The organism is Amycolatopsis sp. NPDC034160 (genome assembly GCF_055575355.1).
On sequence record NZ_JBVISU010000006.1, the window covers coordinates 1 to 23742 of the forward strand.

The following is a 23742-nucleotide window of genomic DNA, read 5'->3' on the forward strand; positions in this document are numbered from 1 at the left end:
CGCGAGATCCGCCTTTGAGCACGTGGGATACGGCTCAGAGCACGTGAGTGCGGGGTTTGATCCAGGTTCCCGCTGGACGCACGAACCTCCGGCGCCTAGGTACAGGAAGGGGGCCATCACGTACTCGAGAAGGTGGAAGGGGCCTTCACGCGCAGCCGTTGTGACTGGTGCTGCTGCGGCGGGGTCGACGGCCTTGTCGCGAAAGCCTCTTTCGGGGCATCAGACGTCTCCAAAGTGGCTTTCGCGACACAGCGCCAGCCCGCAGAGCCTCAACGCCTGACGCACCCGAAAACGGGGCCGCGAGCTCTTCGCTCGCGGCCCCGTTTCCTGCCCACAAGGGCTCAGTTGGCCGGTTTGACCTCGGTCTTCGGATCACCGTCGACCGCGGCGGACAGCTGCGGGACGATCCGGTCGATCACGTACGGAAGGCTCAACACGGTCACGAACGAGACCGCGCTGCCGTAAGTGCCTTCGTTCTCGATGAAGACCTCGCGCTTTTCCTTCGCCACCTTCAGGCCACTGTAGAGCGCGTCCTTGCCGAGGATCTCCTGTGCCTTGGCCGGGGTGTCGATGAGCCACACGAGCGCGTCGCGGTCGAGCAGGTCGGTCCGTTCGGCGCTGAGGCTCTTGCCGAACTTGTCGCCGATGGCGGCGTCGAGGTCGGCCGGCAGTTTGAAGCCGAGCGATTCGAGGATGTGCGAGCGTCCGTCCTGACTGCCGTAGACGAAGTAACCCTCGTAGGTCGACGCCATCAGCGCCGACTTGCCCTGGAACTCCGGGTGCTCCTTGCGGACCTGGGCGAACTTGTCCTCGACGCCCTTGACCAGTTCGTTCGCCTTGGTGGCACGCCCGACGGCCTGGCCGACCTTCTTGGTCGCCTCGTTCCACGGGATGCCGTAGTCGTTGTACTCCTTGGGCTGCGCGACGACCGGGACGCCGATCTGGCTCAGCTTGTCGTACTGCTCCTTGGTGAGCCCGGAATACAGCGCGATGATCAGATCCGGCTTCAGCGCGGCGATCTTCTCGTACTGCGGTCCGTCGACGTCCTTGAGGACCTCGGGCAGCGCGGCGCCGCCGAGTTTGTCGGTCGCCCATGGGGCGATGGTGCCGGGGAATTTACCGAGCCACTCGGTGACCCCGACCGGGACCACGCCGAGGGCGAGCAGCGCGTCCTGCTCGGTCAGGCCGACCGTGACGACGCGCTTGGGTTCCTGCGTGATGGTGGTGCTGCCGTACTTGTGCTCGATCGTCGTCGGGAACGCGTTGGCGTCGACCGCGGAACCGGCGGAGTTCTGCGCGGCCGGGGCGGGTGACTCGCCGCTACCTCCGCACGCGGTGAGCGAGGCGGCCAGCACCAGGGAGGACGCCAGCACACCGGCGGTCTTCAGGCGCCCGCGCACGGCGGAGAGAGTGGGGATTCGGGCCATCGTCCGTCCTTTTTGATCGGCGGTCCGGCGCAATGCCGGATTAATCGATATTCAGGTTTGCCTAACCTAAGACGCCGAACGGCCGAATGCAACCGGTGCTGCTGCGTCCCGGATCACGTCCGTGAACGGTTGTCCGACCAGGCCGCCCAAAGCGTTGCGTACCGACCACCGGAGGCCACGAGTTCGTCGTGCGTCCCGCTTTCGACGACCACGCCCGCGTCGAGGACGACGACACGGTCCGAAGCCGCCGCTTGCGTCAGCCGGTGCGCGACGACGAGACCGGTCCGGCCTGCGAGTGCGGCCGCCGCGGCGGCTTCGAGGGTTTTCGCGCCCGCGCTCCCGGCTTCGGCGGTGGCCTCGTCGAGGATCGCGATGGGCGGATCCGCGAGGACCAGCCTGGCCAGCGCCAGCTGCTGGGATTGGGTGACCGTCAGCTGATGCCCGCCCTCGCCGACCACGGTCGCGAGACCTTCGCCCAGCGCCTCCGCCCAGCCGCGGGCGCCGACCTTTTCCAGTGCCGCCAGCAAATCCGCGTCGGACGCGTCGGGACGGGCGAGCCGGAGGTCGTCGGCCAGCGAACCGGCGAAGACATGCACCTCCTGGCTGATCAGCGCGACCGCCTGCCGGGTGGCGGACGGCCCGAGTTCGTCGAGCGGCACCCCGCCGACGGAGACCGTGCCGGTGGCCGGGGTGTGGATCCCGGCGATCAGCTTGGCCAGTGTCGTCTTCCCGGCACCGCTCGCCCCGACCAGCGCGACCCGCTCGCCGGGGGCGAGACTCAGGTCGACGTCGCGCAATACCGGGTGTCCGTCCACATAGGAGTGCGAGATCCCGGCCACTTTCACCGAGGCGTCAAGGGGTTTCGCGGGCCGCTGAGGCTCGTGCGGCGCGGGGAGGTCGGCGACCCCGACCAGCCGGGCGAGGCTCGCCGCGGCCGCCTGCGCGTCGTCCACCAGCGCCAGCGCGGTGTTGATCGGACCGAACAGGCTGTGGAAGTACAACGCCGCCGCGGTGGCCGCGCCGATGGTCACGGCGTTGTTCCCCACCAAGAGGAAACCGGCCGCGAGCACGGCCGAGAGACCGACGAACTCGGCAAGGTTGAGCCTGGCGAAGAACTTCGTCATCAGCCGGACGCCGCGCAGCATGAGTTCCATCGCCCCCTCGGAGCGCTGCCGGACGCGCTCCACGTGGGCGTCGGCGAGCCGGAACGCGCGGACGGTTTTCGCGCCGCCGATCGTGTCGAGCAGTTGCTGCTGCTGAGAACCCGTCGCGATCCGCTGCTTCGCGTACAACGGGACGGCGTTGCGGACGTACCAGCGCACGGTGTGCAGCTGGATCGGGGTCGCCAGCAGCGCCGCGAGGAGGAACCGCCAGTCGAGGACGGCGAGCGCGCCGAGGGTCAGCACGATGGTCAGCACCGAACGGCCCAGTTCGGGCAAGGCCTCGCGGACCGCCCTCGCCACCACCGTGACATCGTTGGTGACCCGGGCGGTCAGGTCGCCGGAGCCCGCGCGTTCGACCTGCTCCAGCGGAAGGCTCAAGGCGCGGTCCACGAACCGCTCCCGCAGTTCCGCCAGCAGGGTTTCGCCGAGCCGTGCGGTCAGCGAGACACCCAGCGCCGTCGCGATCGCCTGCGCGACGGCGACCAGCACCAGCGCCACCACCGGCGTCGTCAGTTCGGTGGCCGGTCGTTTCCCGACGACGAGATCGACGATATGGCCGAGCAGGGGAGCGGTGAGCAGCCCGATCGCGGTCGCGCCGACGAGCATCGCGAGCGCGCCGGCGGCACGGGCCTTCGAGGTGCGGATGAGTTCGCCGAGGACGGCGCGAATCCGCTTGCCGTCGGCGGTGGGGAGGAGTTCGCGGCTCATGACAGCACCGCCGCGCGGTAGTCGGCGCGATCGAGCGCGAGTTCGGCGTGGCCGCCTTCGGCCGTGACCCGGCCGTCGTCGAGGACGACGACGCGGTCGGTGACGGCGAGCAGTGCGGGACTCGTGGTCACCAGGATCGTGGTCCGTCCTTGTCGTAGCCGGGCGAGCCCGGTGGCGATCTTCGCCTCGGTCACCGTGTCGACCGCCGTCGTGGGGTCGTGCACGACGAGGACCGGTGCCTCCGCGGCGAGCGCGCGGGCGAGGGCGACGCGTTGCCGCTGCCCGCCGGAGAGGGAGCGCCCTCGCTCGGTGACCGCGGTTTCGATCCCGTCCGGCAGGGCATCCGCGACCTCGTCCGCCGCAGACGCGGCCAGCGCCGCGTCGCGCGAGGGACCGCCGGCGTGGACGTTCTCCGCCAGCGTTCCTTCGAACAGGTCCGCGTCGTGCGCGGCGACCAAGACGACCTCCCGCACCCGGCCGGGGTCCACAGTGGACAGATCGACGCCGTCGACGCGGACCTGACCCTCGGCCGGGTCGGCCGCGCGGGCGAGGCAGTCGAGCAGGTCGGTCGCGGCGGCCGGATCGGTGGCGACGACACCGACCAGCTGCCCGGCCGGGATGTCGAGATCGACACCGCGGAGGCTGCCGTACGAGACGCCGGTGAGCTGGACGTTCCCAGTGGCGGGCACAGGAAGTTCGCCGTCGCCCGCGCCGACCGCGGTCGGGGTGGTCAGCAGGTCGGCGACCCGGGACGCCGACGCGCGGCCCTGCGCCAGCTCGCTGTTGACCCACGAGAAGATCAGGAACGGGGTGAGCAGGAACTGCGCGAGACCGACCGCCGCGACCAGATCGCCGACGCTGATCGAGCCCGACGACGCGAGATGCCCGCCGACGAGGGCGACGACCGCGATGAAACCGCCGGTCAGCGCGAGCACCGCGCCGTCGTGCCAGGCCTTGGCCTTGGCGGCGCGCAAGGTCGCCTTCAGCGAGTGCTGGCTTGTGTCGCGGTAGCGGGCGACGGCGGTCGATTCGGCGCCGATGCCCTTGAGTACCCGCAGCCCGGCGACCAGATCCGTGGCGACCCCCGAAGCGTGCGCGGACCGCTCCTGTTCGGCCTCGCTGCGGCGTTCCAGCGGCTTGCCGACGATATGCGCGAGATACAGCAGCGGCGGCGTGCCCAGGAGGACCAGGAGACCCAGCGGCAGCGACATGCGCAGCAGGGCGATGGCGCTGACAAGCACTCCGGCGAGCGCGGCGATCCCGAACGGCAGGGCGGCGTTCACGACCCCGACCCGTTGCGCGTCACTGGTGCCGATGTTGACCAGTTCGCCCGCCAGCTTGCCGTTTTCGGCGCCGCCACGCGGATGCAGGACGCGCCTGCTGATCGCGATCCGGATTTCGTGTGCCGCTCGCAGCGAAGCGCCTTCGGCCGCGCGCGCGGCGAACCGGTAGCTGTAGGACAGTCCCGCGAAGACCACGCCGAGCACGGCGAGCCAGAACACGAGCGTGCCCACCGAGCCACCGGCGACGGCCTGGTCGATCACCACGCCGATGATCACCGGGACGAGTGCTTCACCGCCTTGGTGGCCGGCGGCGAGCACGGACGCGAGCGTGACCTGGCGTCGCTGCCCGGAAATCGCCTGGCGCAGCACGCTCCGGCTGGTGGTGGCCGCTGCGGGCACCGGCGCCTCCATCTCTCAGGGGTAGGTAAGGCTAGTCTAAGTCGGTAGCTCATTGAGGTGAACTCCGGCGTTCGGTTAGCCTCGCCTCAGTGTCTGTTGGTGAACCCGCGTCCGCGATCGACGTCGGCAGGGCGTCGCCTGGTCTTCCACGTCGCGGTGGCAGATGAGGCGCCCTGCCACCGCGATCCCGGGGCCGTCGGCCGTGGCGGGTTCACGCGTTCGGTCACGTCGTGAGGTACATCCGCAGCTCCGGCAACAGGCTCACCCAAGGAGGTTCCGTGGTCGTCACCGAACGCGCGCCCGCCGCGGCGTCCCCGCCGAGCGCGGCGGCACGGACGTTCCGCGCCGGCGGTCTCGTGCTCGGGCTCGCCCTGCTGGCGCTGGTGTTCCTGCTCAGCATCTGGGTCGGGTCGAAGAGCATCCCGGTCACCTCGACCTGGTCGGTGCTGTGGCACAACGACGGCTCGACCGACGCGGTGATCATCCACGACCAGCGCATCCCGCGGACTCTGCTGGGCGTGGTCGTCGGCGTGGCGCTCGGCCTGGCGGGCGCGGTGATGCAGGCGCTCACCCGCAACCCGCTCGCCGACCCCGGCCTGCTCGGGGTCAACACCGGCGCCGCGGCCGCGGTGGTTTCGGGTATCGCCTTCGTCGGGGTCTCCGGCGTGCTCGGCTACATCTGGTTCGCCTTCGCCGGAGCGGCGATCGCCTCGGTCGTGGTCTATCTCCTCGGCTCGGCGGGCCGTAGCGCGACCCCCGACCGCCTCGTCCTCGCCGGTTCGGCCGTCATGGCCGTGCTCCAGGCCTACATCGTCGCGATCCTGCTGCTGATGCCCGAGACGTTCAACCAGTTCCGGTTCTGGAACGTCGGTTCGCTCAGCGGCCGCAAATGGGACGTGCTCTGGCAGATCTCGCCGTTCGTGGTGGTCGGCGCGGTCATCGCGCTGCTGCTCGCCCGGCCGCTCAACGTGCTCGCGCTCGGCGACCAGACAGGGAAGGCGCTCGGCGCCCACGTCGGCCGCACCCGGGTGCTGGGCGCGATCGTGATCACCCTGCTCTGCGGTGCCGGCACCGCGGCGGTCGGACCGGTCCTGTTCCTCGGGCTGGCCGTGCCGCACGCCGCGCGCCTGCTGGCCGGCCCGGATCAGCGCTGGGTCCTGCCGTATTCGATGCTGCTCGCGCCGATCGCGCTGATCGGCGCCGACGTCGTCGGCCGCGTGCTCAACCCGCCGGAGGAACTGCAGGCGGGTATCGTCGTCGCGTTCATCGGAGCACCCGTGTTCATCGCGCTGTGCCGCCGTCGGAAGCTGGCCAGGCTGTGACCGCGATCAAGGAGCGACCCTCGATGAGCACCCGCGTCCTGCGCACCCCGGGTGGCGGACTGTCCCTGCGAGTCACCCCGCGGGCGGCGATCGTCGTCACCCTGCTGGTCATCGCCGTGTTCTTCGTCGGCGCGGTCAGCATGACCACCGGCGACTACCCGCTGACCGTCGGCGAAGTCATCCAGACGCTGTTCGGCTTCGGTGACCGGAGCACCGAGTTCATCGTGACCACCCTGCGGCTGCCGCGGCTGCTGACCGCGCTGCTGGTCGGCGGCGCGCTCGCGGTCAGCGGCGCGATCCTGCAGAGCCTTTCCGGGAATCCCTTGGGTAGCCCCGATTTCATCGGGTTCAGCCAGGGCGCGTCGGCAGGCGCCCTGCTGACGATCGTGGTGGTCCACGGTGGAATGCTCGCGGTCTCGCTCGGCGCGCTGATCGGCGGCATCGTGACCGCGGTGCTGATCGCGCTGCTCGCGTTCAAAGGCGGCGTGCACGCCTTCCGGCTGATCCTCGTCGGCATCGGGGTGAACGCGATGCTCCTCGCGTTCAACTCGTACCTGATCACCAGGGCCTCCTGGCAGGACGGCCTGGCGGCGCAGGCGTGGCTGGTCGGCGGGCTCAACGGCCGCGGATGGGAGCACGTCGTCCCGGTCGCGATCGCCATCGCCGTCCTGCTTCCACCCGCCTGCGTCTACGGCAGAAGGCTTTCCCTGCTGGAAATGGGTGACGATTCGGCCAAGGGGCTCGGCGTGCCTGTTCAGCGAAGCCGGATAGTTCTCCTCGGCGTCAGCGTCGGCCTGTGTTCGATCGCGACGGCGGCCGCCGGTCCGATCGCGTTCCTGGCCCTCGCCGCGCCTCAGCTGGCGAAGCGGCTCACGCGGTCTTCGGGGCCAGGACTCGCCGCGGCCGCGCTGATGGGCATGCTCCTGCTGGTCAGCAGCGACCTGATCACCCAGCAGGTCCTCGCGGGCCTGCCCGTCGGTCTCGTGACCGGGGCCATCGGCGGGCTGTACCTGGCGTGGTTGCTGGTGGCCCGGCGAGGTGTCAACCGAGCGGCGCGCTGATCGGTTCGATCGGGGCCGGCTCACCGAAGCGGGCCAGTGCCAGCGCCGCCGACACCGCGAACACGAAACCGACCACCGCCACGGCCGCGAACCCGGGTCGCGTGGTGTCGCCGAGCACGACAACCCCGATGAGTGACGGGAAGACGGTCTCGCCGATCACCATCATCGCGGTCGAGGTGGTGACGCTGCCGCGTTGCAGCGCGGTGGCGTAGAACAGCATCGCCATCGCGCCCGCCGCGGCCAGCGTGTAGGTGGCCGGGTCGGTCAGCAGGTCGAGCGGGGCCAGACTGGGCAGCACACGGCCCGAAAGCGCGACCACGCCGAAACACAACCCGGCGATCAGGCCCAGCGCCGGGGTCCGGATCCGCCGCGGCGCGCGGCCGGCGAACATCCCCGCCGTGCCGAGGACCACCACCGCGCCGATCAGCACGAGCCGGAAGCCGAACCCGGTCGCCGACGAGCCTTCGCTTTCCGCCGACATCCCGAGCAACGCGAGCCCCGCGCAGACGACCGCGACCGCCGTCCACTCGCGACGGCCCAGCCGGACACCGAGGGTCCGCGCCGCGACCGCGGTCACGGCGAGGCTTCCCGCCAGCGCGGCCTGGACCACGAACAGCGGCAGCACGCGCAAAGCGCTCAGCTGGGCGACGAATCCGACGACGTCCAGCGCGAGACCCGCGACGAACTTCCACTGCCGCAGCACCCGCACGAGAAGCTTGGGATCGACGCGGCCCTCGTCGCCCGAAGTCGCCTTCGCGGCGATCGCCTGCATCACCGAAGCGATCCCGTACGCGCAGGCCGCGAAGAACGCGCAGGCCAATCCCCACCACATGGAGCGTCAGCCTAGTCCCGTCCGGCGGGTAGGGTGGCCGCATGTCGAACACGAGTTCGAGTGCGGCCGAGCCGGTGGAGCGGGCCTGGCCGGACGGGATCGCCGAGGACGAGGCCGGGATCCAGTGGGATTTCCTGCGCTTCCTGCGCGCCACCGCGGTGAACAAGGTCGCCGGGCTGACCAGGGAGCAGGCGGCCGCGACCCCGCTGCCGTCGTCGCCGCGGATGAGTGCGCTGGGGCTGCTCAAACACCTGACCGCGGTGGAGCGCTGGTGGCTCTCGATCGAGGCGGGTGGCGCGGAGCTGCCGTCGCTGTGGGAAGGCTCACCGGATCCGAGCTGGGACCTGACCGAGGACGACGACCCGCGTTCGGTCGTCGAGGCCTACCGCGCCGAGTGGGCGCGCTCGGAGTCGTCGCTGGCCGGGGTCTCGCCGGACGACCGGGCCCGCCGGTCGGGGAAGTTCACCGTCCGCTGGGTGCTCGCGCACGTCGTCCAGGAAACGGCGCGGCACGTCGGGCATCTGGACATCCTGCGGGAGCTGGCCGACGGGACCACGGGGGAGTAGCGCCGTAAGGTGTGCGCATGGCTGACAGGCTGTACTTCCGGCAATTGCTCGCGGGCCGCGACTTCGCGGTGGGGGATCCCGTCGCGACCCAGATGGTCAACTTCGCCTATCTGATCGGCGACCGGGAGACGAACGAGGCCGTCATCGTCGACCCGGCGTACGCCGTCGGCGATCTGCTGGACCTCCTGGAAGCCGACGGCATGCGGCTGACCGGCGTCCTCGCCACGCATCATCACCCCGATCACGTCGGCGGCGAGATGATGGGCTTCTCGCTGCCGGGGATCGCGGAACTGCTGGAGCGTGTCCAGGTACCGATCCACGTCAACGGTGCGGAGGCCGAGTGGGTCCGCCGGATCACCGGCGTCTCGGAGAATGACCTGCGCTCGCACGAGCACGACGAGGTCCTCCAGGTCGGCGCGGTGCCGATCCGGCTGCTGCACACGCCGGGGCACACCCCGGGAAGCCAGTGCTTCCTCGTCGACGGACGGCTCGTTTCGGGGGACACACTGTTCCTCGAAGGCTGCGGCCGCACCGATTTCCCCGGCGGTGACGCGGAAGCGATCTACCGGAGCCTGCAGTGGCTGGCCGGGCTGGACGGGGATCCGGTCGTCTACCCGGGACACCAGTACTCGGCCGAACCGTCGGCGAACCTCTCGCACGTGAAGGACACGAACTTCGTGTTCCGGCCGAAGTCACTGGACGAGTGGCGCGTCATGTTCGGCGGCTGACCCGCCGCGTTTAGTCCTCTAAATGCGGGAAAGGGCGCTGAGGCGCTCACAAAGTGCGCGACAGCGCCAGCGCCGCGGTCCGGACCGCGGGCGCGACGCGGCTGGTGTGCATGCGGTTGGCCCAGCCGGAAATCGACAACGCCGCCACCGCGACGCCTTTCGCGTCGAGCAGCGGACTCGCGGCGCACACGACGCCGACGCCGGACTCCTCGCGCTCGAAAGCGATCCCGTCACCGCGGACCTTCGCGAGCTGACGGCGCAGCAGACCGGCGGCGGTGATCGTCCGGACACTCACCCGAGGCAGCCCGGAATCGATAACCTGGGTCACCACGGATTCGGGCGAAAACGCCAGAATGGCTTTCCCGACCCCGGTGGCGTGCGCGGGAAAACGGCCGCCGATCCTGGACGGCAACGACGGCGCGTCGGGTCCGCGAAGGATGTCGAGATAGACGACTTCCGTGCCCTCCAAGACCGCTAGATGCACGGTGTTCCGCGTCGCCTCGCGGAGATCGGCGAGATACGGGCGTGCCGCCTCGACCAGTCCGCGGCGCCGCACCGCCAGCTGGCCGATCTCGAACAGCTTCAGCCCGAGCCGCAACGCCGAGCCTTCGCGTTCGAGCAGTCCGGTCGAGACCAGATGCCCGGTGAGCCGGTGGACGGTCGACTTCGCCAGCCCCGTCCGCCGCGCCAGTTCGGAAACGCCGAGAGCGTCGTCGCCCGGCCGGAAGGCCGAGAGCAGCGCGGTGACGCGGGCGGCGACGAGGCCGTCCGCCCCGGCTCGTTCCGGGTCATCGTTCCGCCCAGCGGCACGCATGGGTTGAGTGTGCCCTATCCACTCGGGAAACGTCACCTGGCATGGCGCAACGGAAAGCGGTGGCCGCGATCGTCGGCCCCGGGAACATCGGCACCGACCTGCTCGCGAAGCTGCGGCGCAGCGAACACGTCGAGGTGCGATACATGGTCGGCGTGGACCCCGCCTCGGACGGGCTGGCGAAGGCCGCCGAGCTGGGACTGGAGACGTCCGCGGCGGGCGTCGACTGGCTGTTGTCCCGCGACGAACTGCCGGACCTGGTCTTCGAGGCGACTTCCGCGAAGGCGCATCTGGCGAACGCTCCGCGCTATGCCGCCGCCGGGATCCGCGCGATCGACCTCACCCCGGCCGCGGTCGGCCCGTTCACCTGCCCGGCGGTCGGCCTGCCCGAACGGCTGGACGTGCCGAACGTCAACCTCATCACCTGTGGTGGCCAGGCCACGATCCCGATCGTGCACGCCGTGTCCCGGGTGACGCCGGTGCCCTACGCGGAGATCGTCGCGTCCGTCTCGTCGCGCTCGGCGGGGCCGGGTACGCGGGCGAACATCGACGAGTTCACCGCGACCACCGCGCGCGGGATCGAGCTCGTCGGGGGAGCGAGCCGCGGCAAGGCGATCATCATCATCAACCCCGTCGAACCTCCGATGATCATGCGGGACACGGTGTTCTGTGCGATCGACCCGGACGCGGACTTCGACGCGGTGACCGAATCCATCCACCGGATGGTCGAAACCGTCCAGGCCTACGTGCCGGGCTACACGCTCAAGGCGGATCCGCAGTACGACCCGCCGAGGCTGGGGTGGAGTGGGCAGGCGCGGGTGGCGGTGTTCCTGGAGGTCGCCGGGAACGGGGACTTCCTCCCGACGTACGCCGGGAACCTCGACATCATGACGGCCGCGGCCGCCCGCGTCGGCGAGCTGCTGGCCACGCAGGAGGTGGCGGCGTGAAGTGGGACGAGATCGACCGTGAGGTCAGGCTGGTCGACACGAGCCTGCGCGACGGCAGTCACGCCATGGCGCACCAATTCACCGAGAAGAACGTGCGTGACACCGTCCGCGCGCTGGACGACGCCGGGGTCTCGCTGATCGAGGTCAGCCACGGCGACGGCCTCGGCGGCTCGACCTTCAACTACGGCTTTTCCCTTGTGGACGAACGGAAACTGATCGAAGCGGCGGTCGACGAGGCACGCCAGGCGAAGATCGCGGTGCTGCTCCTGCCCGGCCTCGGCACGGTCGGCGACCTGCGGGTGGCGGCCGATCTCGGCGCGGGCGCGGTCCGGATCGCGACCCACTGCACCGAGGCCGACGTCTCCGTCCAGCATTTCGGCGCGGCGCGGGAGCTCGGCCTGGAGACGGTCGGTTTCCTGATGCTGTCCCATATGTCCACGCCGGAAGCGCTGGCGAAACAGGGCCGGATCATGGTCGACGCCGGTTGTCAGTGCGTGTACGTCGTCGACTCCGCCGGGGCGCTGATCCTGGAGGAGGCCTCCGACCGGATCGCCGCGCTGGTGGCGGAGTTCGGGGACGAGGCGCAGGTCGGCTACCACGGGCACCAGAACCTGAGCTTCGGTGTCGCGAACTCGGTGCTCGCCTATCGCGCCGGCGCCCGGCAGATCGACGGTTCGCTGGTGGCACTCGGCGCGGGCGCGGGCAATTCGCCGACCGAGGTGCTCGCGGCGACGTTCGAACGGCTCGGGATCCGCACCGGCGTCGACAAGGACGTGCTGATGGACGCGGCGGAGAACGTCGTGAAGCCCTACATCACCCGGCTGCCGGTGATGGACCGATCGTCGATCGTGCAGGGATTCGCGGGCGTGTACTCGAGTTTCCTGCTGCACGCGGAGCGCGCCGCCGAGCGCTACGACGTTCCGGCGCACGAAATCCTCTACCGCGTCGGCGCCGCGAAGTACGTGGGCGGGCAGGAGGACATGATCATCGACATCGCCCTGCAGCTGGTCGCCGAACGCGGTCAGAGTTGACGGTCGGCGCCGAGCACGAGGCGGACACAATGGTCGATCAGCCGCTCGCGACTCACCTTGAGCGAACCGTCGAGGTAGGCGATGAACACGTTGCTCAGCGCGCCGACCAGCCCGATCGAGGTCATCTGCCGCATCGCCGCGTCACCGTGGGACAGCTGCCCGCTGACCAGCTCGGCGAAGGAGGGCAGGAGCGCGATCCCGCGGGTGGTCAGCGCGGGATCGGTGATCGGCGCGAGCAGCAGCACCCGGCCCTTGCGCGGGTCGTCGAGCATCAATTCGACGAAGGCGCGGACAGCGGCCTTCGCCCGTTCGGCGGGTTCGGCCGCGTCGCTGACCGCGTCGACCAGCGCCTGCCTCGCCTGCTCGCCGATGTGCTCGTAGACCGCGACGACCAGTTCCTCGCGGTCGGCGAAGCTCTCGTAGAAGTATCGCTCGGTGAGCTTGGCGTGGCGGCACACCGCGCGCACGCTCACCGCGGCGCTGCCCTGGGTGCCGAGCAGGTCGAGGCCCGCCTCGACGAGTTGTTCCCGGCGGGCGGCCTTGCGGTCGTCCAGGGTGGTGCCTGCCCAGCTTCGGCCGGCCATGATCGGCTCCTCACTCTCGGCTGCGACAGTTGACTACGGCCGTTGTCAACTTTACGCTGACAACAGTTGTGGTCAATTTAACCAGCTCAGTTTTAACCAGCTCAGTTCAGCCAGCTCAGTGAGGAGACCGGGGATGACACAGCCGCGGCCGCTCGGACCGGATTCGCTGACCTGGAAGTACTTCGGCGACTGGCGTGGCCTGCTCATCGCGCTCTGGGCCGGATCCATGCAGAACATGCACCCCGAGCTGGGCGCGGGCGTCGAGGAGCACTCACGGTTCTTCGAAGAGCGCTGGCAACGGCTGTTCCGCTCGCTGTACCCGATCGGGGGAGTGATCTACGACGGTCCTCGCGCCCGGCAGACGGCGCTGGAGGTGCGCGGCTACCACGACCGGATCAAGGGCGTCGACAAACACGGGCGGCGCTACCACGCGCTCAACCCCGACACGTTCTACTGGGCGCATTCGACGTTCTTCGTGAGCGCCATCCTCATCGCCGACAACTTCTGCGGTGGCATCGGCGAGCAGGAGAAACGGAAGCTGTTCGACGAGCACGTCCAGTGGTACGAGATGTACGGCATGAGCATGCGCCCGGTGCCGGAGTCCTGGGAGGACTTCCAGCTGTACTGGAAGCGGATGTGCGAGGACGTCCTGGAGGACAACAAGGCCACGCGCGACGTCCTCGACATCAAGGACCTCCCGAAGCCGAATTTCCTGCCGTGGCTACCGGATTCTTTGTGGAAGCTCGTGCGCGGGCCGGTGGCGCGGAACTTCGTCTGGCTGACCGTCGGCCTGTACGACCCGCCGATCCGCGAACGGCTGGGCTACACCTGGACCGAACGCGACGAGCGACGGCACCGGTGCACCGGGAAACTGATCAACGCGGTGTTCAAGCTGGTTCCGCGCGACCGTCGCTACCACCCCCGCGCGCGGGCGGGCTGGCGCCGGGAGCGCGGCGAACTGGCCACCGACGCGCCGTTGGTCGAGACTCCCGCGAGGAACCTTCCGCCGCTTGCGGAGCGGGGCAAACCCGAGCACTACTCACCGAACGTCTGACGAGGAGCCTCGATGAAGCTGGGTTACCACCTCGGTTACTGGTCCTCCGGCCCGCCCGAGGGCGCGCTGGACGCCGTTCTGAAGGCCGAAGAACTCGGCTTCGACTCCGTGTGGACCGCCGAGGGCTACGGCTCGGACGCGTTCACCCCGCTCGCCTGGTGGGGCGCGTCGACCAGCCGGATCAAGCTCGGCACCAACATCGTCCAGATGTCGGCGCGCACCCCGACCGCGACGGCCATGCACGCGCTGACCCTGGATCACCTGTCCGGCGGCCGGTTCGTGCTCGGGCTCGGCGCGTCCGGGCCGCAGGTGGTCGAGGGCTGGTACGGGCAACCGTATCCGAAGCCGCTGGCCCGCACGCGCGAATACGTCGACATCGTGCGGAAGGTCGTCGCGCGTGAAGCGCCGGTGACGCACGAGGGACAGCATTTCCAGTTGCCGCTGCAGGGCGGAACCGGGCTGGGGAAGCCGCTGAAGTCCACAGTGCACCCGTTCCGCAAGGAGATCCCGATCTTCCTCGCGGCGGAGGGCCCGAAGAACGTGGCGCTGTCGGCCGAGATCTGCGATGGCTGGCTCCCGTTGTTCTTCTCACCCAAGAGCGACGGCTTCTACCGGACCGCGCTGCAGGAGGGCTTCTCCCGCCCCGGCGCCCGCCACGGTTTCGACGACTTCGAGGTCGCCGCGTCCGTCCCCGTGCTCGTCCACGACGACGTCGAGGAGGCGGCGAGCTGGATCAAGCCGTCACTGGCGCTCTACATCGGTGGCATGGGCGCGAAATCGGTCAACTTCCACCACGACGTCTTCGCCCGGATGGGGTACGAGGACGTCGCCGACAAGGTGCAGGAGCTGTACCTGGCAGGCCGGAAGGACGAGGCGACCGCCGCGATCCCGACGTCACTGGTCGAGGACACGTCTCTGATCGGCCCGGCGGAGAAGATCCGCGACGAACTGGCCGCCTGGGAGGAGACCGTGGTGACCACGCTGCTCCTGCGGGGCGATGCCGCCACGCTCACGAAGGTCGCGGAGACGCTCTCGTGAGTGGTGGTGACGGTTCGGTTGAGGGTTCAGGCAAAGGTGTCGGCTACGACAGTTTTGCCCCGTGACGATGGAAGAATCGGGACGTTGAGCCTGAATCCACCGGTGTGTTTGGGTGTTGATCTAGGCAGCGGTGTTGGTCTTGTGTTTTTGCTGGTGGGCGGGTTGGGTCGCCGGCCTCGCATCCGGTGTGTCCACTGTGGTCTGGTTGTTGGGGCGGGTGGTCAGGGTATTCGGTGTGTTGCGGTGAAGAGCCGGTGGTAGGCGGCTTGCCAGGGCCAGTTCGCTGGTAGTCGCGGGGTGGTGCGGCGGGCGGTGCGGGTGATGCGGGCGGGGATGGTGATCAGGTGCCGTCGCAGGGTTCCGGTGCGGGCTTTGGCGTGAAAGATACTGGTGAGGCAGCCTGCGGTGCGGAGCAGGTTGTGGGTGAGGCAGGCCAGGATCAGCCAGGCGTGGTTGGCAGGGAAGCGGCCGGAGGGTGACCTGACGGCCGGGGTTCTCGGCGGCGTGGACGAACGCGGTCAGCGTGGTTTCGGCGATCTCGGCATGGGTGATCACCTCGCCGGTCAGCGGGTCGGCGATCGGGCCGGTGAAGAACGCGGAATCGGCGCGGACCACGACCGTCCCGGTCGCGCCGGCGCGGCGCGCGAGACCGATCGCCTCGGTGATCATCGACGCCGCCCCGCGGCGGGCATCGCAGTTCCCGCCACGCAACCGGGCGGTCAGGATGACCGGTGCGGAGACCGGGCTGGAGAGGGTGGCGACCAGGTGGTTCAGGCCGCGGACCCCGTTGTAGGCGAACCCGCTGCCCTGCCTGGCATGGCCGTAGGTTTCCTTGATCTTGGCGTCGATATCGATAAACGCCAATCCCTCGACCCCGGCCAGCAGCGACGGAACCCGCCCGGCCAGCCGCACCAGCGTGTCACCGGCGGCCGAGGCGAGCTGACCGCCGTGGCCGTGAGTGAACCCCCGCAACCACGAACCACACGTCGAGGGCGCCCGAAGACCGGTGAACAACCGGCGCATTCCAGGTTGAGTCTCCCGATTCCTCCATCGTCGATTTCGGCAATTTGGGGGGTCGAAGTGGGTGAGCGGGGAAGATTCCGGCCGTTGAACGTCCGGAATCTTCCCCGCTCGAGGTCCGCCGGAAGTCGCGGCGACCTGACGTTGATCAACGGAAAGGGGGACGCTGCACGTCCCTGATCCTCCATCGTCGATCCCGGAATCCGTTGAACCGTCACCCTCGCGCAGGTCAGGCGCACGGAGAGCCCAGCCGACGTCCAAGAATCGCCCTATCCCGACTTTGCCGAGACCCTGCCCTCAGGCAGGGAGGGAGGCCTTCCCGGCATCTCCGGCACTGGTCGCGTGCACCGCGACACGCAACGATTCACGTACCGACCCATGGCACCTCTCGCGATCGGTGCGTCGGTCTATGTTCTGAGGTGCATGGTGTTGCGTCTCGGGGTCCCGGTGGGGTCGAGGTAGGCGGGTGGGGTGAATTCGGGTAATCCGTCTTGGGCGATTTGGACTTTCCATTGGCTGTGGTGGATCAGCCGGTGGTGTTTGGTGCACAGCAGGACGAGATTGTCGATCTTCGTCTCACCATGATGTCGCCAGAAAACGATGTGGTGGGCGGTGCAGCGCGGCACCGGCATGTCGCAGCCGGGAAACGCGCAGCCGCCATCGCGGATGGTCAGGGCGTACTTCTGGGCCAACGACACCGTCCGTTTCGATCGGCCGATGTCGAGGGGTTCGCCCGCGGTACCGAGAACTCCGGGCCGTACGCGGGCATCACAGGCGAGGATGCGGGCGTCGGTGGCGCTGATCGGTCCGACCAGATCCAGGTGCGCCTCGCCGAGATCGCTGATCAGGTCGTCGTAGGACATGGTCACCAGAATGTGGGTGGCTTCCCCGGCTTGGCCGGGCAGATTTCGGCTGGTGGTCTTCAACCGCACATACTCGGTAAAAGCATCCCCATAACGCTCGTCTGGGGTGCGGGAGTCCCGGATCCCGTCGATGGCCTTGTGGGGTTTGGCCATGGGGTCGAGGTCGGACTTCAACCGCGCATACGTCTCCAGATCGAGGGTGGCTGTGAGGCCGAGGGTGCCGTCACGGTGTTTGACGAACCGCAACTCCGGCCGCACGTCTTTCGGGTCCTCGTTGCGCGGCTCTTTCCCATCAGGATCGAGCTTGTCCACGAGTCGTCGCCCGGCGCGGGCGATCTGCCGAGGCCCCGCCCGGCGAGCCAGCTCGACCAGGATCTTCTCCCCGCCCCGCACGTCTTCTTCCGGAACCGTGGACGGGATCCGGGCGAGGGTGCGGATGATCGCGTCGATCTGCGCACCACCGATGGCGCCCTCGGCGGCGGCTTCGGCGGTCAAGGGCGCCAGCGGTGGCACGACATCGCCACCCACCACCACCCCGGCATGCAACGCCAGCACCCGGTCAGCACGGACGCCAGCTTCCTTCTCCGTGACATGAAAGTCTTCGAAAATCAGCGCCGACAACGTCGAATGACCGGAACATCCACGGACACCCCGGTTATTGATTTCCGCCAGGATTGCGTACTGCTCCGCATCCAATTGCCGCTTCAGAACCTCGATTTCCTGTTTGCGGGCATGCAGCGTCGCAGTATCGGCACGCCACCACTCGGAGCGTACCACCTGAGGACTGTTTTCGCTGGCCACAACCTCAAGAATACCCGCGTTCGAACACCTGTGCCAGCCCGATTTGCGTAGCGACCGAGCCGGGACCATTTCACCCGATAGGGGTCGAACTGCGGCCAAATAACTGCGCCGAGCAATAAACTCAAAAGACGCGTAGGCGCCTTCGTCGCGAAGCTTTCCGCTAAGTGCCGAGTGACTCGTGAGTGGTAATGACGGTTCTAACCGTCATTACCACTCACGAGACTGGACATTCGTGGGTTGCGAGCGTGAGGCCCATCACGTAGCGTCCGGCCCACGAACATGAAGACGGTTCATGTTCGTCGGCCGGGAGGTGCTACATGGCGGTGAGCCGAAGGCGGGTTCTTGCAGGCGCGGCGGCGTTGCCGGTCGCGGCGGGTGTGCTCGGCGCCCGGCCAGCGCAAGCGGCGCCGGTACAGGGTTTCCGCGTCGGAATCGGCATCTCCGACGTCACCGGCCCGGCGGCCGAGAACGGCATGATGGGCTACTCGATGCCGCAGCAGCAGACCGCAGGCATCCACCTCCGCACCCGGGCGCGGGCCTTCGTGATCGACGACGGCGCCAAGCGGATCGCGTTCGTGACCGCCGACCTCGGCGCGCTGTTCCAGTCCGTCCACCAGGGCGTCATGCGCAAGCTCCACGCCGCGTACGGCGATCTCTACACCGAGCAGAACGTGCTGCTCAACGCCACGCACACCCACTCCGCGTGCGGCGGCGATTCCCATTACGCCGCTTACGATCTGGCGATCCTCGGCTTCCAGCAGCAGGTCTACGACGCGCACGTCGACGGGATCTTCGAGGCGATCGGCCGGGCGCACGCGAACCTCGCGCCCGGGTCGATCCGGCTCGGCCGTGCCGAACTGACCAAGGCGAGCGTCAACCGCTCCCGCGAGGCCTTCGACCTGAACCCGAAAGCGGACAAGGACCACTTCCCGCAGGCGATCGACCCCGCCGTCACGGTGCTGCGGTTCAGTCAGGGCGGCTTCGACGTCGGCGCGATCAGCTGGTTCGCCACGCACGGTACCTCGATGAGCAACGGCAACCACCTGATCAGCGGCGACAACAAGGGGTACGCCGCCTACGAATGGGAGCACGACCACGCCGGGGTGCGGTACCTCGACGGGAATCCCCGGTTCGTCGCGGCGTTCCCGCAGACCAATACCGGCGACATGAGCCCGAACCTGAACCTCGAACCCGGCACGCCGGAGACGGAGTTCGAGAACACCCGCACCATCGGCGACCTCCAGTTCCGGGCGGCGAAGAGTGCTTTCGACGCGGCCGCCGAAGCCGTGACCGGTGGTGTCGACCATCGGATGTGCTACGTGGACATGTCCGACGTCGCGGTCGACGCGAAGTACAGCCCGAACGGGCGGCCGCAGCACACCTGCACGGCCGCGATCGGGGTGTCGATGCTCGCGGGCAGCCGTGAGGACGGCCCCGGGCTGCCGCTCCCGGAAGGCGTGAAGAACCCGTTCATCGACTGGCTCGGCGGCATCGACGCGCCGATCCCGCAGGCACTCGCCGACGCGCAGGCGCCGAAGGTCGTCGCCGTCCCGTTCGGCGCGATGAAGCCGTATCCGTGGGCGCCCGAGGTCCTGCCGCTGCAGCTCGTCCGGATCGGGCAGCTGCACCTGGTTGCCGTGCCCGCCGAGCTGACGATCGTCTCCGGGCTGCGCCTGCGCCGGACCGTCGCCGCGGAACTGGGCGTCCCGCTGGAGAACGTGCTCGTCCAGGGCTATGCCAACGCCTACAGCCAGTACGTCACCACGCCGGAGGAGTACGACTCGCAGCAGTACGAGGGCGCGTCGACGCTGTTCGGCCGCTACACGCTTCCGGCGTACCAGCAGGAGTTCGCCAAGCTCGCGGCCGCGATGAAGGCCGGGAAGACGGTGCCGCACGGGCCGACACCGCGGGATCTGCGTGGCAAGCTGATCAACTTCCGGCCCGGCGTCGTCTTCGACAGCGCGCCCGCGTTCAAGAACTTCGGAGACGTCCTGGTCGACGCGAAGAGCACCTACGCCCGCGGCGAGCAGGTCGCCGTCGAGTTCGTCACCGGGCATCCGAAGAACGACCTGCGGCGCGACGGCACGTTCCTGGAAATCCAGCGGCTGCTCGACGGCAAGTGGATCCGGCACGCCGACGACGGCGACTGGGACACGAAGTACCACTGGGCGCGGACTTTCGTCGCCGAATCGAAAGCCGTCGTCCACTGGAAGATCCCCGCGAACGCCCCGATCGGCAAATACCGCGTGGTCCACTTCGGCAACTGGAAGAACGGCTGGAACGGGGCGATCTCCGCGTTCAGCGGGACTTCGCGGACATTCGTCGTCTCCTGACACCGAAAGGGTCTTCTGTGCGGAAGCTCGCCGTACTCGCCATCGCCGCCGCCCTGTTCGCCGGAACCGCCGTCCCCGCCCAAGCGGCGGTCTCGGTGAAGGTCATGGCGTTCAACATCTGGCAGCTCCCGTGGATCGCCGGCCCGGACACCTCGGACAAGCAGGCGAGGGCCCGTGCCGCCGAGGCCGTCATCCGCGCGAACGACGCCGACGTCGTCGTCCTGGACGAGGCGTTCAGTGCGCAGGCGGAGGAAATGCGGACCCGGCTGAAGGACGTCTGGCCGTATCAGACACCGCTCGTCGGCCAGTACTGCAAGACGTCTCCGGGCTGGACGACGGTGAACGGGAACTGCTCGAATTCCCCCATCGTGGTCAACGGCGGGGTGACCGTGCTGAGCAAGGCGCCGGTGACCGAACAGCACCAACTGGTCTTCGGCGATTCCTATCAGGGGACGGCGGATTACCTGTCCAACAAGGGCACGGCGCTCGCCCGGCTGGTCGTGAGCGGGAAGCCGCTCTGGATCGCGGGTACCCACATGCAGGCCGACGAAGGGCCGGAGACACTGCCCAAAGCGCACGACATCCGGATGGCGCAGCTCGGCGAGATCCGTGATCTGGTCACGAAATACGCGCCCGCGACCGAACCGGTCGTCGTGGCGGGCGACCTGAACATCGAGTACTGGGCGGGACAAGCACGCAAGGACTCACTCGGCCGGACCCAGGTCCAGCAAGGTGAAGCCGTCCTCGACGGCGTCCTCCGCACCACGGGCGAAGGCGCGTACACCTTCGACGCGGCGACGAACCCGAACGCCGCGAAATCCGTTCCGGTGACCTACCGCGACTCGCTCGACTACGTCGGAGCCGTGCGCGCGGGCGGCCGCCCACTCGCCGCTGTCGGCCCGGTACAGCTCGTGCATTACGACGGTGGCACGATTCCCTCCGACCACTACCCGGTGGTGGCCAAGATCCAATACTGAGGCCTTCATCGGGAGAATCGCCTCGAGGAGGATCATGGCAGCCCTGCCAGCACGGACGAGGTACCGCTACTCACTCGGCTCGTTCGTCACCGGCCCCTTCGGCACGGTTCCCGGCCTGCTCCTCCTGAAATACCTCACCGACACGATGGGCGTCGCGGCAGGCGTGGCCGGCCTGATCGTGTTCGTTCCCAAAGCCTGGGACGTGCTCTTCAACCCGATCGCGGGCAGGCTCTCGGACGCGGACATGGTCCGCACCGGCAGCCGCCGCCGGTTCCTGCTCTACGGTGGTATCGGCGTCTCGATCTTTTTCGCGGCCCTTTTCGCGCACCCGGGCTTCGGCGATCCGGTGCCCGACGCCATCTACGTCGTCGTCATGTTCCTCTTGGGTGCCACCGCGTACGCGTTCTTCCAGGTGCCGTTCAACGCACTGCCCGCCGAGCTGACCGATTCGGCCGACGAGCGCACCAAGCTGACCAGCATCCGGATCGGCTTCCTCGCGGTCGCCATCCTGATCTCCGGCGGTGGCGCGCCCGCGATCACCGAACTCGTCGGCGGCATCGCCGGGTACCGCGTCATGGGCGTGTTCATCGCCGTGATCATCCTGCTGGCGACCCTCGGCGTGTACTTCGGCCTGAAGAAGGCTCCCGTCGGCGCCTTGCGGCCGAATACGGTGAGCCCGCGCGAACTGTTCCGGACGCTGGCACAGTGGCGGCCCTTCCGCTGGCTGCTCGGGGTCTACTTCATCCAGGCGCTCGGCATCGGCACGGTGCTGGCCGCGATCCCGTTCTTCGCCGAGCGGATCCTCGGCAGCTCCGGCTACTCGACGGTCCTGTTCGTCGGTTTCGTCGGCCCGGCGCTGCTGACCATGCCGCTGTGGCCGAAACTCGGTGCGAGCCTGGGGAAGCTGGCCGGTTTCCGCATCGCCACCGCGGCCTTCGGCGTCGGACTGCTCGGCCTTCTCGGCGCGCAGGTCTTCCCGTTCGTGGTCACGATGGTGTTCGTCGCCTTCTGCGGCGTCGGGTACGCGGGTATCTCGGTGTTCCCGCTGGCGATCCTGCCGGACCTGATCAGCGACGAGGAGGAGCGGACCGGCGAGACCAGGGCCGGGGTCTCGGCCGGGGTCTGGACGGCGTCGGAGACGCTCGGGCTCGCGCTCGGCCCCGGCCTGTGGGGGCTCGTGCTGCAGTTGGGCGGCTACCAGTCCAGTCTCGACGCCAAGGCCGCGCAGCCGGACAGCGCGCTCACGGCGATCCTGCTCGGCGCGTCGATCCTGCCCGCCGTGCTGATCGTCCTGGGCATCCCACTGCTGCGGAAATCAGTACTGGAGCGCCGCTCGTGACCGCCGAAGACATCCTCCGGGAGCTGCGGGAACTGCGTGCGGGAGACCTGCCGACGCACGGTGGCCGGACGCTCGCCTACGTCTACGACAGCGGTCTGTCCGAAGTGGACGAACTCGGCGCCGCGGCACACGCGCTGGCGTCGTCGGCAAACGGCCTCGACCCGACCGCGTTCCCCAGCCTGCTGCGGATGGAGAACGACCTCGTCGGCACCGCCGCGCGGCTGCTGGGCGGCACGGCGGAGACGGTCGGCTCGGTGACCTCGGGCGGCACGGAGTCCTGCATGCTCGCGGTGCTGGCCGCCCGCGACGCGTGTCCCGACGTGTCTGCGCCGAGTATCGTGCTGCCTACGACGGCGCACGCCGCGTTCCACAAAGCGGCGCATTTCTTCGGTGTCCGCGTGGTTTCGGTACCGGTCGATCCGGTGACCTTCCGCGCCGTTCCCGAGGCGATGGCGGCGGCCGTCGACGACACGACGGTGCTCGTCGTCGCGAGCGCTCCGTCGTACGCCCACGGCGTCCTCGACCCGATCCCGGAGATCGCGGCGCTGCTCGACGGCGTCCGGTTTCAAGTGGACGCCTGCATCGGCGGCTGGGTGCTGCCGTACCTCGATCTCGGTCCCTTCGGCTTCGACGTTCCCGGCGTCACCAGCGTGTCGGTGGATCTGCACAAGTACGCCTACTGCCCCAAGGGCGTGTCGGTTCTGTTGCACGCCAACGCCGAGCTGCGCCGGCCGCAGTACTTCGCCAGCGCGGACTGGCCCGGCTACACGATGCTCAACACCACACTGCAGAGCACGCGCTCCGGTGGTCCGCTCGCCGCGGCGTGGGCGGTCGTACGTCATCTCGGCGACGAGGGCTACGCGAAGCTGGCGTCGGCCGCGCGCGAGGCGGCGGTGGAGATCCGTGCCGGGGTCGAAGCCTTGGACGGGTTGCGGGTTCTCGGTGATCCGGTGTCGACGCTACTCGCGTTCACCGTGGACGACGCCGCGGAGTTCGACCTGTTCACCGTCGCGGACGAGATGCGTGAGCGCGGCTGGTACGTCCAGCCGCAGTTCGCCCACGAATCGTCGCCCGCGAACCTGCACCTGACCGTGACGGCGGCGAACCGGGGAAGTGAGGAGGCGTTCCTGACCGACCTCGCCGCTTCGCTCGAGGCCGCCCGCGAGTCCGGCCCGGTCGTCGTCGATCCGCAGGTGGCCCAGTTCGTCGCCGCGCTGGATCCCGCGACGCTGACTTCGGAACAGTTCGCCGGGCTCCTGGTGGCCGCCGGCCTCGGTGAGGGGGCGGGGCTGCCTTCGCGGATGGCGGAGATCAACGCGCTGCTGGCCGCCGCGCCCGGCCCGTTGCGGGAACGGCTGCTGCTGGAGTTCCTCGGCGCGCTGTACACCGCTTCCTGAACCGCCCTTGACGCAATCAATCGGTTGCTATACAAAGTTATAGCAACCGATTGATTGC

At 68.9% G+C, this 23742-nt stretch carries 20 protein-coding genes; 12 read left to right on the forward strand and 8 right to left on the reverse strand.

All coding sequences use genetic code 11. The annotated features are described in order from the left end of the window. Positions 1 to 341: 341 nt before the first annotated feature. The 3 genes from ACZ54P_RS15015 to ACZ54P_RS15025 all read right to left on the reverse strand — a co-directional run bounded on the left by ACZ54P_RS15015 (position 342) and on the right by ACZ54P_RS15025 (position 4980). Positions 342 to 1427, reverse strand: coding sequence for an iron-siderophore ABC transporter substrate-binding protein (locus ACZ54P_RS15015; RefSeq protein ID WP_465462105.1), 1086 nt, complete (start codon positions 1425 to 1427; stop codon positions 342 to 344). Positions 1428 to 1540: 113 nt separating this feature from the next. Continuing rightward, positions 1541 to 3298, reverse strand: a complete 1758-nt coding sequence (locus tag ACZ54P_RS15020) for an ABC transporter ATP-binding protein (RefSeq protein ID WP_465462106.1) — start codon at positions 3296 to 3298, stop codon at positions 1541 to 1543. After that, a complete protein-coding gene (locus ACZ54P_RS15025) occupies positions 3295 to 4980 on the reverse strand; it encodes an ABC transporter ATP-binding protein (protein WP_465462107.1) in 1686 nt (561 codons plus the stop codon). Before ACZ54P_RS15025 ends, ACZ54P_RS15020 begins: the two co-directional genes overlap by 4 nt. A gap of 278 nt (positions 4981 to 5258) precedes the next feature. Between ACZ54P_RS15025 and ACZ54P_RS15030 the strand changes: the two genes are divergently transcribed. Together ACZ54P_RS15030 and ACZ54P_RS15035 are read left to right on the forward strand one after the other, a co-directional pair. Then, positions 5259 to 6302, forward strand: a complete 1044-nt coding sequence (locus ACZ54P_RS15030) for a FecCD family ABC transporter permease (protein WP_465462108.1) — start codon at positions 5259 to 5261, stop codon at positions 6300 to 6302. Between the two features lie 23 nt (positions 6303 to 6325). Beyond that, the gene (locus ACZ54P_RS15035) at positions 6326 to 7363 is read left to right on the forward strand and encodes a FecCD family ABC transporter permease (RefSeq protein WP_465462109.1); all 1038 of its coding nucleotides are present in this window, start codon (positions 6326 to 6328) and stop codon (positions 7361 to 7363) included. Here the strand turns inward: ACZ54P_RS15035 and ACZ54P_RS15040 are convergent. After that, positions 7344 to 8195 carry a DMT family transporter gene (locus tag ACZ54P_RS15040; protein WP_465462110.1) on the reverse strand — a complete coding sequence of 284 codons (852 nt, stop codon included), beginning with the start codon at positions 8193 to 8195 and terminating at the stop codon, positions 7344 to 7346. The two genes, ACZ54P_RS15035 and ACZ54P_RS15040, sit on opposite strands and share 20 nt — an antisense overlap. A 41-nt stretch (positions 8196 to 8236) precedes the next feature. On the opposite strand from ACZ54P_RS15040, the gene ACZ54P_RS15045 reads away from it, so the two are divergent. Continuing rightward, the gene (locus ACZ54P_RS15045; RefSeq protein ID WP_465462111.1) at positions 8237 to 8761 is read left to right on the forward strand and encodes a DinB family protein; all 525 of its coding nucleotides are present in this window, start codon (positions 8237 to 8239) and stop codon (positions 8759 to 8761) included. A gap of 17 nt (positions 8762 to 8778) precedes the next feature. Continuing rightward, positions 8779 to 9489 carry an MBL fold metallo-hydrolase gene (locus ACZ54P_RS15050; protein ID WP_465462112.1) on the forward strand — a complete coding sequence of 237 codons (711 nt, stop codon included), beginning with the start codon at positions 8779 to 8781 and terminating at the stop codon, positions 9487 to 9489. Positions 9490 to 9535: 46 nt separating this feature from the next. On the opposite strand, the gene ACZ54P_RS15055 is transcribed toward ACZ54P_RS15050, so the two are convergent. Further along, positions 9536 to 10303 carry an IclR family transcriptional regulator gene (locus tag ACZ54P_RS15055; RefSeq protein ID WP_465462113.1) on the reverse strand — a complete coding sequence of 256 codons (768 nt, stop codon included), beginning with the start codon at positions 10301 to 10303 and terminating at the stop codon, positions 9536 to 9538. Positions 10304 to 10344: 41 nt separating this feature from the next. Between ACZ54P_RS15055 and ACZ54P_RS15060 the strand changes: the two genes are divergently transcribed. After that, positions 10345 to 11247: an acetaldehyde dehydrogenase (acetylating) gene (locus ACZ54P_RS15060; protein ID WP_465462114.1), complete on the forward strand. Its 903-nt coding sequence runs from the start codon at positions 10345 to 10347 to the stop codon at positions 11245 to 11247. Beyond that, positions 11244 to 12278: a 4-hydroxy-2-oxovalerate aldolase gene (gene dmpG, locus ACZ54P_RS15065; protein ID WP_465462115.1), complete on the forward strand. Its 1035-nt coding sequence runs from the start codon at positions 11244 to 11246 to the stop codon at positions 12276 to 12278. The genes ACZ54P_RS15060 and dmpG overlap by 4 nt, the downstream gene beginning before the upstream one ends. Here dmpG and ACZ54P_RS15070 read toward each other — a convergent pair. Then, entirely contained in the window at positions 12269 to 12862 is a 594-nt protein-coding gene (locus ACZ54P_RS15070) for a TetR/AcrR family transcriptional regulator (protein WP_465462116.1), read from the reverse strand. The two genes, dmpG and ACZ54P_RS15070, sit on opposite strands and share 10 nt — an antisense overlap. Before the next feature lie 133 nt (positions 12863 to 12995). Between ACZ54P_RS15070 and ACZ54P_RS15075 the strand changes: the two genes are divergently transcribed. Next, positions 12996 to 13916, forward strand: a complete 921-nt coding sequence (locus ACZ54P_RS15075; RefSeq protein ID WP_465462117.1) for an oxygenase MpaB family protein — start codon at positions 12996 to 12998, stop codon at positions 13914 to 13916. Positions 13917 to 13928: 12 nt separating this feature from the next. Further along, on the forward strand, positions 13929 to 14954 hold the full coding sequence (locus ACZ54P_RS15080; RefSeq protein WP_465462118.1) for an LLM class F420-dependent oxidoreductase: 1026 nt from the start codon (positions 13929 to 13931) through the stop codon (positions 14952 to 14954). A gap of 120 nt (positions 14955 to 15074) precedes the next feature. Here the strand turns inward: ACZ54P_RS15080 and ACZ54P_RS15085 are convergent, their stop codons facing one another. Beyond that, positions 15075 to 15866 (reverse strand): hypothetical protein, encoded by a 792-nt coding sequence (locus ACZ54P_RS15085; RefSeq protein WP_465462119.1) that lies wholly within the window; start codon positions 15864 to 15866, stop codon positions 15075 to 15077. A 515-nt stretch (positions 15867 to 16381) separates the two neighbouring features. Beyond that, positions 16382 to 17638 (reverse strand): HNH endonuclease signature motif containing protein, encoded by a 1257-nt coding sequence (locus ACZ54P_RS15090; RefSeq protein WP_465462120.1) that lies wholly within the window; start codon positions 17636 to 17638, stop codon positions 16382 to 16384. Positions 17639 to 17955: 317 nt separating this feature from the next. Here ACZ54P_RS15090 and ACZ54P_RS15095 point away from each other — a divergent pair, with 317 nt between their 5' ends. From ACZ54P_RS15095 to ACZ54P_RS15110, 4 genes are read left to right on the forward strand one after another with little or no spacing between them, the layout of a single operon-like run. Next, positions 17956 to 19971 (forward strand): neutral/alkaline ceramidase, encoded by a 2016-nt coding sequence (locus tag ACZ54P_RS15095; protein ID WP_465462121.1) that lies wholly within the window; start codon positions 17956 to 17958, stop codon positions 19969 to 19971. Between the two features lie 17 nt (positions 19972 to 19988). Further along, entirely contained in the window at positions 19989 to 20948 is a 960-nt protein-coding gene (locus tag ACZ54P_RS15100) for a sphingomyelin phosphodiesterase (protein WP_465462122.1), read from the forward strand. A 34-nt stretch (positions 20949 to 20982) separates the two neighbouring features. Next, complete coding sequence (locus ACZ54P_RS15105) at positions 20983 to 22287, forward strand: MFS transporter (protein WP_465462123.1); 1305 nt, start codon at positions 20983 to 20985, stop codon at positions 22285 to 22287. Next, a complete protein-coding gene (locus ACZ54P_RS15110) occupies positions 22284 to 23684 on the forward strand; it encodes a pyridoxal phosphate-dependent decarboxylase family protein (protein ID WP_465462124.1) in 1401 nt (466 codons plus the stop codon). The genes ACZ54P_RS15105 and ACZ54P_RS15110 overlap by 4 nt, the downstream gene beginning before the upstream one ends. Positions 23685 to 23742 lie beyond the last annotated feature (58 nt).